The following is a 14,176-nucleotide window of genomic DNA, read 5'->3' as shown; positions in this document are numbered from 1 at the left end:
AGCCGACGGAGGTCCTCGTGATCGCAGCCCTGACAGCGTTCGCCGTTGCGGCCGTGATCGTGGCCGCGGTCGGCCGGCGGATCGGCGTCTCGCTCTTCCTCTGGGCGTCGCTCGTCCCGTTCGCGGTCTTCGTCTTCACGGCCCTGCAGGGGCCAGCCGTCCTCTCGGGTGAGATCCCCGAAGAGACGGTGCCGTGGATCCCGCAGCTCGCCATCTCGCTGACCCTGCGCATGGACGTCCTCGCCTGGGTGCTCTCGCTCGTGGTCACCGGCGTGGGTGGTCTCGTGCTCGTCTACTGCGCGCGCTACTTCCGCGACGACGAGACCGGACTCGCCCGCTTCGCCGCCGTCCTGGTGGCCTTCGCCGGTGCGATGTACGGTCTCGTCACCAGCGACGACGTCTTCGTCCTGTTCGTCTTCTGGGAGGCCACGAGCGTCTTCTCGTACCTCCTGATCGGCCACTACACGTCGAAGCAGGCGAGCCGCGGCGCGGCCCTGCAGGCGCTGATCGTCACCACGGCCGGCGGACTCGCCATGCTGGTCGGACTCGTCATCCTCTCCGTGCAGGGCGGGACGAGCTCGCTCTCCGAGCTGGTGGCGGACCCGCCCGCCGGCACGGCGGTCACCGTCGCCGTGATCCTGGTCCTCGTGGGGGCCCTCTCGAAGTCCGCTCTCGTCCCGTTCCACTTCTGGCTGCCGGCGGCGATGGCCGCGCCGACCCCGGTCAGCGCCTATCTGCATGCGGCCGCGATGGTCAAGGCCGGCATCTACCTCGTCGCCCGTCTCGCGCCGGGCTATCACGACTCTCCCGGCTGGCAGGAGGTCATCGTCACGGTCGGCGTCGTCACGATGATCCTCGGCGGCTACCGGGCGCTGCGCCAGCACGACCTCAAGCTGGTGCTGGCCTACGGCACGGTCAGCCAGCTCGGCTTCCTGGTGATCGTGGTCGGCTTCGGCACCCGCGACGCCGCTCTCGCGGGGCTCGCCCTGCTCGTCGCGCACGCCCTCTTCAAGTCCACGCTGTTCCTCGTGGTCGGGGTCATCGACCACCGCACGGGCACCCGGGATCTCCGCCGACTGAGCGGGTTGGGCCGGCAGACGCCGGTGCTGCTCGTCGTGACGGTGCTGGCCCTCGCCTCGATGGCGGGCGTGCCGCCGCTCTTCGGCTTCGTGGCCAAAGAGGCGGTGCTCACCTCGCTGCTGCACGACGCCGAGACCGGCTCGGTCTGGGGTCTCGTCGCGCTGGTGGGCGTGGTCGTCGGATCGATCCTCACGACCGCCTACAGCCTCCGCTTCCTCTGGGGGGCCTTCGCGCGCAAGAAGGGCGTCGAGCCGGTCGAGTTCGTCCGCGAGCACATCGACTTCCTGCTGGCCCCGGTCATCCTCTCCCTCGCCGGTCTCGTCCTCGGTCTCGCAGCGCACCCGATCGATCCCGTCTTCGCCCTCTACGCCGACACCCTGCCGGCCGGCGGCGGCGACCACGAGCCGTACTACCTCGCCCTCTGGCACGGGCTCGAGCCCGCACTCGGGCTCACCGTCGTCTCCCTCGGCGTCGGAGCCCTGCTCTTCTGGCAGCGCGAGCGGGTCAGCGCTCTGCAGAAGGCGGTCTCGTTCCTGCCCCGCGCCTCCGACGGCTATGTGGCGATCATGGCCGGCATCGACCGGACGGCGTCACGCACGACGTCGACGACGCAGCGTGGATCCCTGCCGTTCTACCTCGCGACCATCCTCGTCGTGTTCATCGCGTCGTCCATCGTCACGCTGTCGCTCAACCGCAGCTGGCCGAGCACGGCGGTGCTCTTCGACTACCCGGCCCAGCTCGCCATCGGCACCCTCATGATCATGGGCGCCATCGCGGCGGCGCTGTCGAACAAGCGCTTCCAGGCCGTCGTGCTCGTCGGGGTCACCGGTTACGGCATGGCCGCGCTCTTCGCGCTGCACGGCGCCCCCGACCTCGCGCTGACCCAGGCACTCATCGAGACCATCACCCTGATCGCCTTCGTGCTCGTGCTCCGGCGCCTGCCGGCCCGGCTCGGCGACCGCAACGGCCGGACGCACACCGTCGCCCGCGCCGTCATCGGCATCGCCGTCGGGTCGGTCATGGCGGCCATCGCCGTCGTCGCGCTCGGCGCCCGGCCCGGGGCGACCATCTCGGGCGCCTTCCCGTCGCTGGCGGTCGACGGCGGTCACGGCAAGAACGTCGTCAACGTCACGCTCGTCGACATCCGCGGCTGGGACACCATGGGCGAGATCGCCGTGCTGATCGTCGCCGCGACCGGGGTCGCGAGCCTCGTCTTCATCACGTCGCGGGCCGACGTCCTGCCGCGTCCCGAGAGGCGGACCCGGGCGCAGCGGTTCCTCGCACGGGTCCGTCCCCTGCGTGAGCCGGCTCCGGTCGTCCCCGACGGCGGATCCGCCGTGCAGATCGGCGACAGCGCCGAGGGCGACCGCCGCGCGTGGCTCCTGGCGGGCCGCAAGATCGCGCCGCAGAACCGGTCGATCCTCCTCGAGGTGGTCGTGCGGCTGATCTTCCACGCCATCATCGTCGTGTCGGTCTACCTGCTCTTCGCCGGTCACAACACCCCGGGCGGCGGGTTCGCGGGTGGTCTCGTCGCGGGGTTCGCGTTCGTGGCGCGCTACCTCGCCGGGGGCCGGTACGAGCTCGGCGCCGCAGCACCCCTCGACGCGGGCAAGCTGCTCGGCGCCGGTCTCCTGACCGTGACGGCCACGGCGCTCGTCCCGCTGTTCTTCGGCGTCGACGCACTGACGTCGACCTGGGTCGAGGGCGAGGTCCCCGTGCTCGGGCACCTCGAGTTCGTCACCTCGACCTTCTTCGACATCGGCGTGTACCTCGTCGTGGTCGGGCTGGTGCTCGACGTGCTCCGGAGCCTCGGGGCCGAGGTCGACCGTCAGGAAGAAGAGGACGACACGGGGTCGTCCGTCCCGCAGCACGACGCCGGAGGCGAGGGCGGGAGCGAGACCATCCCGGTCGCGACATCCGGGCCGACCACGAACGACGGAGGCCGCGCATGAGCGTATCGCTCGTCCTGATCGTCGTCATGGCGGCTCTCTACGCGTGCGGGGTGTTCCTCCTGCTCGAGCGCAGCATGACCCGTGTGCTGCTGGGGTTCCTCCTCGTCGGCAACGCGACCAACATCCTGATCCTGATCATGTCGGGTCGACGCGGGGCCGCCCCGATCGTCGACGGGCAGGCACCGCCGGTCGACTTCGCCGACCCGCTGCCGCAGGCCTTCGTGCTCACCGCCATCGTGATCACGTTCGGGATCTCGGCGTTCATGCTCGCGCTCATCTACCGCTCCTGGCGCCTGGCCCAGGCCGACACGGTGGCGGACGACGTCGAGGACCTCGAGATCGGCCGGCGCGGAGTGCCCGCCGAAGAAGAGGACTCGCAAGGCGACGGCGACGACGAGTCGGGTGGAGAGAGCGAGTTCGGCGATCGGGCCGAGGCGGCGGTGCCCGCCGATGCGACGCACCGGGTCGCGCCCGACGACCCGGGCGCTCCCGCCTCCGCCCGCCCCCGAAGCACACCGACCGACGAGAGCGAGAACGCATGAGCTTCCTCGTCCCGCTGGTCGTCCTGGTCCCTCTGCTGGGCTCCGCGGCCGCGCTCATCACGGGTCGCCGGCCCCGCCTCCAGTCGATCCTCTCGATCGTCGCGCTCGGCGTCGTCGTGGTCATCAGCCTGGTGCTGCTCGTCGTCGTCGACACGCAGGGCGCGATCGCCGTCCAGGTCGGCGGATGGGAGGCCCCGTACGGCATCACGCTGGTCGTCGACCGTCTCGCGGCCCTCATGCTCAGCATCTCGTCGATCGTCCTGCTGGCGGTCTTCGTGTTCTCCGTCGGGCAGGGGCAGGCCGACGGCGACGGCGAGGCTCCCGTCTCGATCTACAACCCCACGTATCTGATCCTCGCGACGGGGGTCTTCAACGCCTTCATCGCCGGCGACCTCTTCAACCTCTACGTCGGGTTCGAGATCCTGCTCGTGGCGAGCTACGTGCTCATCACCCTCGGCGGCACCGAGCAGCGCATCCGCGCCGGCGTCGTGTACATCGTCGTCAGCCTGGTGTCGTCGGTCCTCTTCCTGGCCTCCATCGGCATGATCTACGGGGCGCTCGGCACGGTCAACATCGCCGACATCGCGCAGCGGATGGACACCATCCCGGCGGATGTCCAGACGATCATCCACGTGATGCTGCTGACGGCCTTCGGCATCAAGGCGGCGATCTTCCCGCTGTCGTTCTGGCTGCCCGACTCGTATCCGACGGCGCCCGCTCCCGTGACCGCGGTCTTCGCCGGGCTGCTCACGAAGGTCGGCGTGTACGCGATCATCCGCACCGAGACCGTGCTGTTCGTCGAGAGCAACGTCAACGTCTACCTGCTGATCATCGCGCTGCTGACGATGGTGGTCGGCATCCTCGGCGCCGTGGCTCAGGCCGACATCAAGCGGCTGCTCTCGTTCACCCTTGTCAGCCACATCGGCTACATGATCTTCGGCATCGCGCTCGGCACGGTCGAGGGCCTGGCGGCGACGATCTACTACGTGGTCCACCACATCACGGTTCAGACGACCCTCTTCCTCGGGGCGGGTCTGATCGAACGCCGAGGAGGCACGGCCTCCATCACGAGACTGGGCGGACTCCTGAAGGCGGCCCCGATCATCGCGGTGCTCTTCTTCATCCCGGCTCTGAATCTCGGCGGGATCCCGCCGTTCTCGGGCTTCATCGGCAAGGTCGCGCTCTTCGAGGCGGGTGCCCGTCTCGACGACCCCCTCGTCTACGTGCTGATCGGGGCCGGCGCGCTGACGTCGCTGCTCACCCTCTACGCACTCATGCGGGCCTGGAACCTCGCCTTCTGGCGGCCCAAGGCCGATGTGGAGGATCACGAGTCGCCCTTCACCGAGCACCTCGAGGAGGCGCCGCACCGTGTCGCGGTCCAGCAGAAGCGCACCAATCCGCGCACGATGGTCGGTGCCACGGCGGGCATGGTCCTCGTGTCGCTCGTCCTGACCTTCGCGGCCGGTCCGCTCTACGGCGTGGCCGAGCGGGCTGCCGGCCGGGTGTACGGCTCGAACGAGTACGTGCAGCTGGTCTTCCCGTCGGGTGAGGGCGAGACCCAGACCGAGACGTCGTCGCCGGCTCCGACACCCGCCGGGGGACCGGCCGACGAGGGGAGCGCGCCATGAGCGCCCGACCGTCCCGCGGTGAGGTGGGCCGGAGCCTCGCCCGCCAGCTGCCGCTGCTGATCGGCCTGGTCGTCCTCTGGATGTGCCTGTGGAACCAGTTCACCGTGCTGGCCTTCGTCACCGGCGTGGCCGTAGCCCTGCTCGTCACGCGGGTGTTCTTCCTCCCTCCGGTCGAGCTGAGCGGACGCTTCAACGTCTGGTTCGCACTCGTGTTCCTCGGGCACTTCGTGCTCGACCTGGTCCGGGCATCGGTCCAGGTCGCCTGGCAGGCGGTGCGGCCGCGCGGAGTCGACTCCAACGCCATCGTCGCCGTCCAGCTCCATACGCGGTCGGACTTCATCATGACGCTCGTGGCCGAGGCGATCTCGCTCGTCCCCGGGTCGCTCGTGGTCGAGGCCGACCGCGAGCGGTCGATCCTCTACCTGCACGCGCTGGCCGTCGAGGACGCCGACGGCGTCGCCGCCGTCCGCGCGAACGTGCTGGTCGTCGAGGAGCGCCTGGCGCGCGTGCTCGGCAGCGCCGACGACCTCCGCCGCATCGCGGCGGGCACGCCGGCCGCGTCCGAAGTGCACGATCCCGTGGCACCGTCCTCGTCCTCCGAAGGGGGTCCCTCGTGATCGTCGTCGAATACGTCGTGGGCGCCCTGTTCGCCTTCGCCGGTCTCGCCTCCGTCATCCGCATCGTCAAGGGTCCGTCGATCCTCGACCGCATGATCGCCTCCGACATGCTGCTGACCACCCTGATCTGCGTCCTGGCGGCCGACATGGTCTTCTCGGGTCACACCCGCACGATCCCGGTCATCATCGTCCTCGCCCTGTCGGCGGTCTTCGGATCCATCACGGTCGCCCGCTACGTCTCCCGGCAGGACCCGTCATGATCCCCCAGTCCGTCTACGACGTCGCCTCCTCCGTGCTGCTGATCGGCGGCGCCCTCCTCTCGCTGGCGGCGGGGATCGGTCTGCTCCGCTTCCCCGACGCGCTGTCGCGGATGCACGCGGCCACCAAGCCCCAGATCTTCGGGCTGATCCTCGTCCTCGCCGCGATCGCCCTCGATCAGCACACCGTCGGCACGATCGCCTCGCTGCTCGTCGTCCTCGTCTTCCAGATGCTGACGGCGCCCATCTCGGCCCACATGATCGGGCGCGCCGGGTACCGCAACGGCGACCTCCTCCGCGACCAGCTGGTCGTCGACGAACTCGACGAGGCCGTGGCCCGCGCGGCCGGCGAGCTCGCCGACACCGTCGAGGGCGACGAGGCCGACATCGACGTGTCCGACCTGCCGGTCGGCTCCGCCGACGCCCTGGCCGTCGAGCTGGATCGCGTCGAGGGTCTCGGGGAGCACGACGCCGACGACGGCGAGGTCGACCGCGACGTCGAGGGTCGTCCGTCGACGGCGGGCGAGCAGGGCGGGAGCCGTCCGGGCGGCCTCTGACCGCTCCGCGCGGGGTGGACGGAGGCGCCGCCGCCACGCCCTAAACTCGACCCATGCCAGAGAAGGACACCCCGGTCGGGAACGACATCAAACCGCGGAGCCGAGTCGTCACCGACGGCGTCGAAGCCACGACCTCCCGAGGCATGCTCCGTGCCGTCGGGATGGGCGACGCCGACTGGGACAAACCCCAGATCGGCATCGCGAGCAGCTGGAACGAGATCACCCCCTGCAACCTGTCGCTCGACAGGCTCGCCCAGGGCGCGAAAGAGGGCGTGCACTCAGGCGGCGGCTATCCGCTTCAGTTCGGCACGGTCTCCGTCTCGGACGGCATCTCGATGGGCCACGAAGGCATGCACTTCTCGCTGGTCTCGCGTGAGGTCATCGCCGACAGCGTCGAGGTCGTCATGAACGCCGAGCGCCTCGACGGCTCGGTCCTGCTGGCCGGCTGCGACAAGTCCCTGCCGGGCATGCTGATGGCCGCCGCCCGACTCGACCTCGCCAGCGTCTTCCTCTACGCGGGCAGCGTCGCCCCCGGGTGGGTCAAGCTGAGCGACGGCACCGAGAAGAACGTCACGATCATCGACTCCTTCGAAGCCGTCGGTGCCTACAAGGCCGGCACCATCGGCGAGGAGGACCTCAAGGCCATCGAGTGCGCGATCGTGCCGGGCGAGGGCGCGTGCGGCGGCATGTACACCGCGAACACGATGGCGAGCGTGGCCGAGGCCCTCGGCATGAGCCTCCCCGGCTCGGCGGCCCCGCCGTCGGCGGATCGTCGCCGCGACTACTTCGCGCACCGTTCGGGCGAGGCCGTCGTCGAGATGCTCCGCCTCGGCATCACGACCCGCGACATCCTGACGAAGAAGGCGTTCGAGAACGCCATCGCCGTCGCCATGGCGTTCGGCGGCTCGACGAACGTCGTGCTCCACCTGCTCGCCATCGCCTACGAGGCCGAGGTCGACCTGACGATCGACGACTTCAACCGCATCGGCGACAAGGTGCCGCACATCGGCGACCTCAAGCCCTTCGGAAAGTACGTCATGAACGACGTCGACCGCATGGGCGGCGTGCCCGTCGTCATGAAGGCCCTGCTTGACGCCGGTCTGCTGCACGGCGACTGCCTCACCGTCACCGGCAAGACGGTCGCCGAGAACCTCGAGGCGATCAAGCCCAAGCCGCTCGACGGCGAGGTCCTCCGCACGCTCGACAACCCGATCCACGCGACGGGCGGTCTGACGGTCCTGAGCGGCACCTTCGCCCCCGAGGGCGCGGTCGTCAAGACCGCCGGCTTCGACGCCGAGGTGTTCCAGGGGCCCGCCAAGGTCTTCGAACGAGAGCGCGGCGCCATGGACGCCCTCACCGAGGGGCGCATCGAGGCCGGCGACGTGGTCGTCATCCGTTACGAGGGTCCCAAGGGCGGCCCGGGCATGCGCGAGATGCTCGCCATCACGGCGGCCATCAAGGGCGCGGGGCTCGGAAAAGATGTACTACTCTTGACTGACGGACGATTCTCAGGCGGCACAACCGGCCTGTGCATCGGCCACATAGCACCCGAAGCGGTCGACTCCGGTCCGATCGCGTTCGTGCGCGATGGTGATCTGATTCGGGTCGATATCGCCGCTCGCTCGATCGACCTACTCGTCGATCCGGCTGAGCTTGAATCCCGCCGCGACGGCTGGGAGCCCCTCCCGCCGCGATACACCCGCGGTGTCCTCGCCAAGTACGCACGCCAGGTCCGCTCCGCAGCGGAAGGCGCCGTCACCTACTAGGCCGCGCCTCCTCGGCCGGCCGTGACAGGGTCGGCCCACCGCGACCGCCGGCTCGGCGGCCAGGGCCCGTCCGTCGTCGACGACACCCGTCATCACCGTCACATCACCACGAACAGGAACCCGGCACTCATGCCCTCCGAAACGACGCCACTGCCCGGAGCCACGACCCGTGCCTCCGGTCGCGCGAACAGCCCGGCCGCGACCACCGCGCCTCCCGTCCTGACGGGATCCGGCGCGATCCTCAAGTCGCTCGAGAACCTCGGGGTCACCGACGTGTTCGGTCTTCCCGGCGGCGCGATCATCCCGTTCTACGACGAGCTGATGGCCTCGACGGCGATCCGGCACATCCTCGTCCGGCACGAGCAGGGCGCCGGTCACGCGGCCGAGGGCTACGCCGCCTCGTCCGGCCGCCTGGGCGTGGCGATCGCCACCTCCGGCCCTGGCGCGACGAACCTCGTGACGGCGATCGCCGACGCCTACATGGACTCCGTGCCGCTCCTGGCGATCACCGGTCAGGTCTTCTCGACCCTCATGGGGACGGACGCCTTCCAGGAGGCCGACATCGTGGGGATCACGATGCCGATCACCAAGCACTCGTTCCTCGTGACGAAGCCCGAAGACGTCCCCGCCACGCTGGCGGCCGCCTACCAGATCGCCACGACGGGTCGCCCCGGACCGGTGCTGGTCGACATCACGAAAGACGCGCAGCAGAACAGCGCGCCGTTCATCTGGCCGCCCGTCGTCGACCTGCCGGGCTACCGTCCGGTCACCAAGGCCCACGGCAAGCAGATCACGGCCGCGGCGCAGATGATCGCCGAGGCGAAGCAGCCCGTCTTCTACGTCGGCGGCGGCGTCATCCGCGCCGGCGCGTCGGCCGAGCTGAAGACGCTCGTCGAGGCCACCGGGGCCCCTGTGGTCACGACGCTCATGGCCCGCGGCGCGTTCCCCGACTCGCACGACCAGCACCTCGGCATGCCGGGCATGCACGGCACGGTCCCGGCCGTGCTCGGCCTCCAGGAGAGCGACCTGATCATCGCGCTCGGCGCCCGATTCGACGACCGGGTCACGGGCAAGGCCGATCTCTTCGCCCCGAACGCGAAGGTCGTGCACGTCGACATCGACCCGGCCGAGATCTCGAAGATCCGCTTCGCGGACGTGCCCATCGTCGGCGACGCCAAGATCGTCATCCCCGACCTCACGAGCGCCTTCGCCGAGGTGACCGGCGGCGTCCGCCCCGACATCTCCGCCTGGTGGGAGCACCTGAACGGTCTGCGCGAGCAGTTCCCGCTCGGCTACACCGAGCCCGACGACGGGCTCCTCTCGCCTCAGGGCGTCATCAAGCGCATCGGCGAGCTCTCGGGCCCCGAGGCGGTCTACGCCTCCGGGGTGGGTCAGCACCAGATGTGGTCGGCGCAGTTCATCCAGTACGAGCGTCCGCACGCCTGGTTGAACTCCGGAGGCGCGGGGACGATGGGCTACTCGGTCCCGGCCGCCATGGGTGCGAAGGTCGCCCAGCCCGACCGCGTGGTCTGGGCCATCGACGGTGACGGCTGCTTCCAGATGACCAACCAGGAGCTCGCGACCTGCGTCATCAACGACATCCCCATCAAGGTCGCGATCATCAACAACTCGTCGCTCGGCATGGTCCGCCAGTGGCAGACGCTCTTCTACGAGGGTCGCCACTCGTTCACCGACCTCAACACCGGGCACGAGACGCGCATGGTGCCCGACTTCGTCAAGCTGGCCGACGCCTACGGCGCCCTCGGCATCCGGGTCCGCCGTGAGGACGAGGTCGACGCCGCCATCAAGCTCGCCCTCGAGACCAACGACCGCCCCGTGGTCATCGACTTCGTCGTCAGCCGCGACGCCATGGTGTGGCCGATGGTGCCTCAGGGCGTCTCGAACTCCGAGATCCAGCACGCCCGCGCCCTCGCCCCCGAGTGGGACGACGAGGCACCCGGCACCAGCGCCTCCGACACCACCCGCGACGGCGACATGACAGGAGAGCACGCATGAGCCACGTCCTGAGCCTGCTGGTCGAAGACAAGCCCGGTCTGCTGACCCGCGTCGCCGGTCTCTTCGCCCGCCGCGGCTTCAACATCGAGAGCCTCGCCGTGGGCAAGAGCGAACTCGAGGGCTTCAGCCGCATCACGGTCGTCGTCGACGTCGAGGAGCTGCCGCTCGAGCAGGTCACGAAGCAGCTGAACAAGCTGGTCAACGTGATCAAGATCGTCGAGCTCGACTACTCGCAGTCCGTGCAGCGCGAGCACATGCTCATCAAGGTGCGGGTCGACAACACGACCCGCTCGCAGGTGCTGGAGGCGGTGACGCTGTTCCGCGCGTCGGTCGTCGACGTCTCGACCGACTCCCTCGTGATCGAGGTCACCGGCGACACGGGCAAGACGACCGCCCTGCTGCGGGTGCTCGAGCCCTACGGCGTGAAGGAGATCTCGCAGTCCGGGCTCCTGGCCATCGGCCGCGGCGCCAAGTCGATCACCGACCGCGTCTTCAAGAACTAGACGGGCGCGGCGCGGTCGACCTGCGCCTCCTCGTCATCCCATCAACCGACATCCCCACCGACATCCGTCGACAACCGAGGAGAATCACCACTGTGACTGAAATCGTCTACGACAACGACGCCGACCTGTCGATCATCCAGGGCAAGAAGGTCGCCGTCATCGGCTACGGCTCGCAGGGTCACGCGCACGCGCTCAACCTCCGCGACTCGGGCGTCGAGGTCGTCGTCGGCCTGAAGGAGGGCTCGAAGAGCCGCGCCAAGGCCGAAGAGGCCGGCTTCACCGTTCAGACCCCCGCCGAGGCGTCCGCCTGGGGCGACGTCATCGTCATCCTCGCCCCCGACCAGGTCCAGCGTCACGTCTACGCCGACGACATCGCTCCGAACCTCGCCGACGGCAAGGCCCTCGTCTTCGGGCACGGCTTCAACATCCGCTTCGGCTACATCGAGGCGCCCGAGGGCGTCGACGTCGTCCTCGTCGCCCCCAAGGGCCCGGGTCACACGGTCCGCCGCGAGTTCGAGGCAGGCCGCGGCGTCCCCGTCATCGTCGCCGTCGAGAAGGACGCCTCGGGCGCCGCCTGGGATCTCGCGTGGTCGTACTCGAAGGGCATCGGCGGCCTTCGCGCCGGCGGCATCAAGACCACCTTCACGGAAGAGACCGAGACCGACCTGTTCGGCGAGCAGGCCGTGCTCTGCGGCGGCACCTCGCAGCTCATCCAGTACGGCTTCGAGACCCTGACCGAGGCCGGCTACCAGCCGCAGATCGCCTACTTCGAGGTCCTGCACGAGCTCAAGCTCATCGTCGACCTCATCTGGGAGGGCGGCCTGGCCAAGCAGCGCTGGAGCGTCTCCGACACGGCCGAGTACGGCGACTACGTCTCGGGCCCTCGCGTCATCACCCCGGACGTCAAGGACAACATGAAGGCCGTCCTCGCCGACATCCAGTCGGGCGCGTTCGCGAAGCGCTTCATCGACGACCAGGACGCCGGCGCCCCCGAGTTCGTCGCCCTCCGCAAGAAGGGCGAGGAGCACCCCATCGAGGCCACCGGCCAGGAGCTCCGCGCCCTGTTCGCCTGGAAGCAGCAGGACAGCGACTACGTCGACGGCAGCGCTGCGCGCTGACGCCGACGCAGTCGGGGCGACGCTGGCCGTATCGGTCGGCTCCGCCGACGGGCGACGGCAGCGCTGCGCGCTGACGCCTCCGAGTCATCCCGAGAGGGCCTCGCACCGGACGGTGCGGGGCCCTCTCGGCGTCCGCCCGCACGGCGACGCCGTGGCATGATCTAAGGCATGGCAGAGAGCAAGACAGCAGTCCACTTCGGCGCCGGCAACATCGGCCGCGGCTTCGTCGCCCAGTTCCTCCACGCGAGCGGCTACGAGGTCGTCTTCGCCGACGTGAACGACGACCTGATCGGCTCGCTCCAGTCGCAGTCGTCCTTCGAGGTGCACGAGGTCGGCGAAGACAGCCGCGTCACCGTCGTCGACGGCTACCGGGCCATCAACAGCCGGTCCGACGAGGCGGCGCTCGTCGCCGAGATCGCGACCGCCGCCATCGTCACCACGGCCGTCGGAGCCCGGATCCTCCCCTTCGTCGCGCCCGTGATCGCCAAGGGCCTCGCCGCCCGCGACGCAGCCCTGCCGCCGCTCGCCGTCATCGCGTGCGAGAACGCCATCAACGCCACCGACTCGCTCGCCGCGGCCGTGCGCGAGCACGACCCCGCCGAGAACGCCGTCTTCGCGAACTGCGCCATCGACCGCATCGTCCCCGAGCAGGCCGGCGGCACCCTCGACGTCACCATCGAGTCCTTCTTCGAATGGGTGGTCGAGAGCACGCCGTTCGGCGACTCGCGTCCCGAGATCGAGGGCGTCACCTGGGTCGACGATCTCGAGCCCTCCATCGAGCGCAAGCTGTTCACCGTCAACACGGCTCATGCCGCGGCCGCCTATCACGGGTTCCGTCGCGGTCTCGCGAGCATCCGCGAAGCCCTCGACGACGCCGAGGTGATGACCGAGGTGCGGGGCGTCCTGTCCGAGACCAAGTCGCTGCTGGTGGCCAAGCACGGTCTCGATGCGGACGCGCAGCAGGCCTACATCGAGAAGAACCTCGTCCGCATCGCCAACCCCCACCTCCCCGACACGACCGAGCGCGTGGGGCGGAACCCCCTTCGCAAGCTCAGCCGGCACGAGCGCTTCGTCGGGCCCGCGGCTCAGCTGGCCGAGCGCGGCCTGCCCTCCGACGCTCTCGTCCGGGCCGTCGGCGCCGCCCTCGACTTCTCGGTCGCCGACGACGTCGAGAGCGTCGAGCTGCAGGCGCTGCTCAGCTCCGGTCTCTCCGCCGACGAGCTGACGACGACGCTCACGGGGGTCCTGACCGACCACCCCCTGTTCCCGGCCCTGCGCGACGCCGTCGCGGCCAAGACGTCGGCATGACGTCGAGCCGGCCCGAGCCGGTCGACGGCGACGACGAGGCCCTCAGCTGGGGTGACGAGCTCGACGCGAGTCACGTCGACGGGCCGGCGCGGGCCGGCGAGCCCGGACCCGACGACCGACCCGACGACCCCGCCGCGGTCAAGCCCATGAGCTCGGCGGCCCTGATCGGCCACGGGATCCTGGGGGGAGCCCTCCTCCTCTGCGCCGTGGGCTGGGTCACCCTCATGGGTCGCTTCACGTACACCTTCGACACGCCCTTCGCCACGGGCCTCTGGCGCTTCGGCGTCGTCGTCGCGGTCGCCGCCCCGGTGCTCTGGTTCGCGGCGACGATCGCGGTCGTCCCGGCGGCGGCGAGCCGTCGGCGTCTCGTCGCGCTGCTGATCGGCGTGCTGGTCGTGGCCCCCTGGCCGCTGCTCGTCGGGGTGGGCGCATGAGCCGCGCACGTGGTGACGCGACGGGTGCTCCCCGCCGCGACCGCGCCTCCTCGGTGGTCGTCGTCGCTCTGGTGATCCTGTTCGGGCTGCTGTTCGCCTACGACCTCGTCGAGGCCGTCACGAACCTCATCTCGGTGCCGAACGAGGCCCGGTACGCGAACAACGACTTCTACGCCGAGAACGGCCTCGACGGGCTGGTGGCGTCGCCGCCGTGGTTCGCCCTCGTCTCGAACGTCGCCCTGCCACCCGCAGCCTTCGTCGCAGCCCTGGTCGTCGCCCGCCGTCGCGCACTGCCCGTCGTCGTGCTGGTGCTGTTCGCGGCCCTCGGTGCGGTCGCGGCCCTCAGCCTGACGATCACGGCCTACGTCCAGAGCATCTGACCCGCCCCGCCGACCCGG

General features: G+C 70.0%; 13 protein-coding genes. All 13 read left to right on the top strand.

The window, feature by feature from the left end; all coding sequences use genetic code 11:
- The first annotated feature begins 17 nt into the window (after positions 1 to 17).
- The 13 genes from ASF89_RS10185 (at position 18) to ASF89_RS10125 (ending at position 14,158) form a co-directional block, all read left to right on the top strand.
- Positions 18 to 3,032, top strand: a complete 3,015-nt coding sequence (locus ASF89_RS10185; protein WP_082489919.1) for a Na+/H+ antiporter subunit A — start codon at positions 18 to 20, stop codon at positions 3,030 to 3,032.
- Positions 3,029 to 3,574: a Na(+)/H(+) antiporter subunit C gene (locus ASF89_RS10180; protein WP_055814303.1), complete on the top strand. Its 546-nt coding sequence runs from the start codon at positions 3,029 to 3,031 to the stop codon at positions 3,572 to 3,574. The genes ASF89_RS10185 and ASF89_RS10180 overlap by 4 nt, the downstream gene beginning before the upstream one ends.
- Complete coding sequence (locus ASF89_RS10175) at positions 3,571 to 5,202, top strand: Na+/H+ antiporter subunit D (RefSeq protein WP_082475092.1); 1,632 nt, start codon at positions 3,571 to 3,573, stop codon at positions 5,200 to 5,202. Before ASF89_RS10180 ends, ASF89_RS10175 begins: the two co-directional genes overlap by 4 nt.
- Positions 5,199 to 5,819: a Na+/H+ antiporter subunit E gene (locus ASF89_RS10170; protein WP_055796281.1), complete on the top strand. Its 621-nt coding sequence runs from the start codon at positions 5,199 to 5,201 to the stop codon at positions 5,817 to 5,819. The genes ASF89_RS10175 and ASF89_RS10170 overlap by 4 nt, the downstream gene beginning before the upstream one ends.
- Positions 5,816 to 6,079: a monovalent cation/H+ antiporter complex subunit F gene (locus ASF89_RS10165; protein ID WP_055796283.1), complete on the top strand. Its 264-nt coding sequence runs from the start codon at positions 5,816 to 5,818 to the stop codon at positions 6,077 to 6,079. The genes ASF89_RS10170 and ASF89_RS10165 overlap by 4 nt, the downstream gene beginning before the upstream one ends.
- Positions 6,076 to 6,633 (top strand): monovalent cation/H(+) antiporter subunit G, encoded by a 558-nt coding sequence (gene mnhG / locus ASF89_RS15405; protein WP_082475204.1) that lies wholly within the window; start codon positions 6,076 to 6,078, stop codon positions 6,631 to 6,633. Before ASF89_RS10165 ends, mnhG begins: the two co-directional genes overlap by 4 nt.
- Before the next feature lie 53 nt (positions 6,634 to 6,686).
- The gene (gene ilvD, locus ASF89_RS10155) at positions 6,687 to 8,399 is read left to right on the top strand and encodes a dihydroxy-acid dehydratase (RefSeq protein WP_055814300.1); all 1,713 of its coding nucleotides are present in this window, start codon (positions 6,687 to 6,689) and stop codon (positions 8,397 to 8,399) included.
- Positions 8,400 to 8,528: 129 nt separating this feature from the next.
- On the top strand, positions 8,529 to 10,415 hold the full coding sequence (locus tag ASF89_RS10150) for an acetolactate synthase large subunit (RefSeq protein WP_082475205.1): 1,887 nt from the start codon (positions 8,529 to 8,531) through the stop codon (positions 10,413 to 10,415).
- A complete protein-coding gene (ilvN, locus tag ASF89_RS10145) occupies positions 10,412 to 10,918 on the top strand; it encodes an acetolactate synthase small subunit (protein WP_055796290.1) in 507 nt (168 codons plus the stop codon). Before ASF89_RS10150 ends, ilvN begins: the two co-directional genes overlap by 4 nt.
- 92 nt (positions 10,919 to 11,010) lie before the next feature.
- Positions 11,011 to 12,036: a ketol-acid reductoisomerase gene (gene ilvC, locus ASF89_RS10140; RefSeq protein WP_055796293.1), complete on the top strand. Its 1,026-nt coding sequence runs from the start codon at positions 11,011 to 11,013 to the stop codon at positions 12,034 to 12,036.
- 168 nt (positions 12,037 to 12,204) lie between these two features.
- Positions 12,205 to 13,344, top strand: coding sequence for a mannitol-1-phosphate 5-dehydrogenase (locus tag ASF89_RS10135; RefSeq protein WP_055814298.1), 1,140 nt, complete (start codon positions 12,205 to 12,207; stop codon positions 13,342 to 13,344).
- Complete coding sequence (locus ASF89_RS10130) at positions 13,341 to 13,778, top strand: hypothetical protein (protein ID WP_055814295.1); 438 nt, start codon at positions 13,341 to 13,343, stop codon at positions 13,776 to 13,778. The genes ASF89_RS10135 and ASF89_RS10130 overlap by 4 nt, the downstream gene beginning before the upstream one ends.
- On the top strand, positions 13,775 to 14,158 hold the full coding sequence (locus ASF89_RS10125) for a hypothetical protein (protein ID WP_055814293.1): 384 nt from the start codon (positions 13,775 to 13,777) through the stop codon (positions 14,156 to 14,158). Before ASF89_RS10130 ends, ASF89_RS10125 begins: the two co-directional genes overlap by 4 nt.
- Positions 14,159 to 14,176 lie beyond the last annotated feature (18 nt).

The organism is Frigoribacterium sp. Leaf172 (assembly GCF_001424285.1).
In the GTDB taxonomy this organism is placed as follows: Bacteria; Actinomycetota; Actinomycetes; order Actinomycetales; family Microbacteriaceae; genus Frigoribacterium.
This window is presented reverse-complemented; position numbering and strand designations above follow the sequence as displayed.

Bases quoted from the DNA above. Each gene is read 5' to 3' on its own strand.
- ilvN (WP_055796290.1), top strand. From the start codon at position 10,412: ATGAGCCACGTCCTGAGCCTGCTGGTCGAAGACAAGCCCGGTCTGCTG.
- ASF89_RS10125 (WP_055814293.1), top strand. From the start codon at position 13,775: ATGAGCCGCGCACGTGGTGACGCGACGGGTGCTCCCCGCCGCGACCGC.
- ASF89_RS10150 (WP_082475205.1), top strand. From the start codon at position 8,529: ATGCCCTCCGAAACGACGCCACTGCCCGGAGCCACGACCCGTGCCTCC.
- ASF89_RS10130 (WP_055814295.1), top strand. From the start codon at position 13,341: ATGACGTCGAGCCGGCCCGAGCCGGTCGACGGCGACGACGAGGCCCTC.
- ASF89_RS10170 (WP_055796281.1), top strand. From the start codon at position 5,199: ATGAGCGCCCGACCGTCCCGCGGTGAGGTGGGCCGGAGCCTCGCCCGC.
- ASF89_RS10135 (WP_055814298.1), top strand. From the start codon at position 12,205: ATGGCAGAGAGCAAGACAGCAGTCCACTTCGGCGCCGGCAACATCGGC.
- ilvD (WP_055814300.1), top strand. From the start codon at position 6,687: ATGCCAGAGAAGGACACCCCGGTCGGGAACGACATCAAACCGCGGAGC.
- mnhG (WP_082475204.1), top strand. From the start codon at position 6,076: ATGATCCCCCAGTCCGTCTACGACGTCGCCTCCTCCGTGCTGCTGATC.
- ASF89_RS10180 (WP_055814303.1), top strand. From the start codon at position 3,029: ATGAGCGTATCGCTCGTCCTGATCGTCGTCATGGCGGCTCTCTACGCG.
- ASF89_RS10175 (WP_082475092.1), top strand. From the start codon at position 3,571: ATGAGCTTCCTCGTCCCGCTGGTCGTCCTGGTCCCTCTGCTGGGCTCC.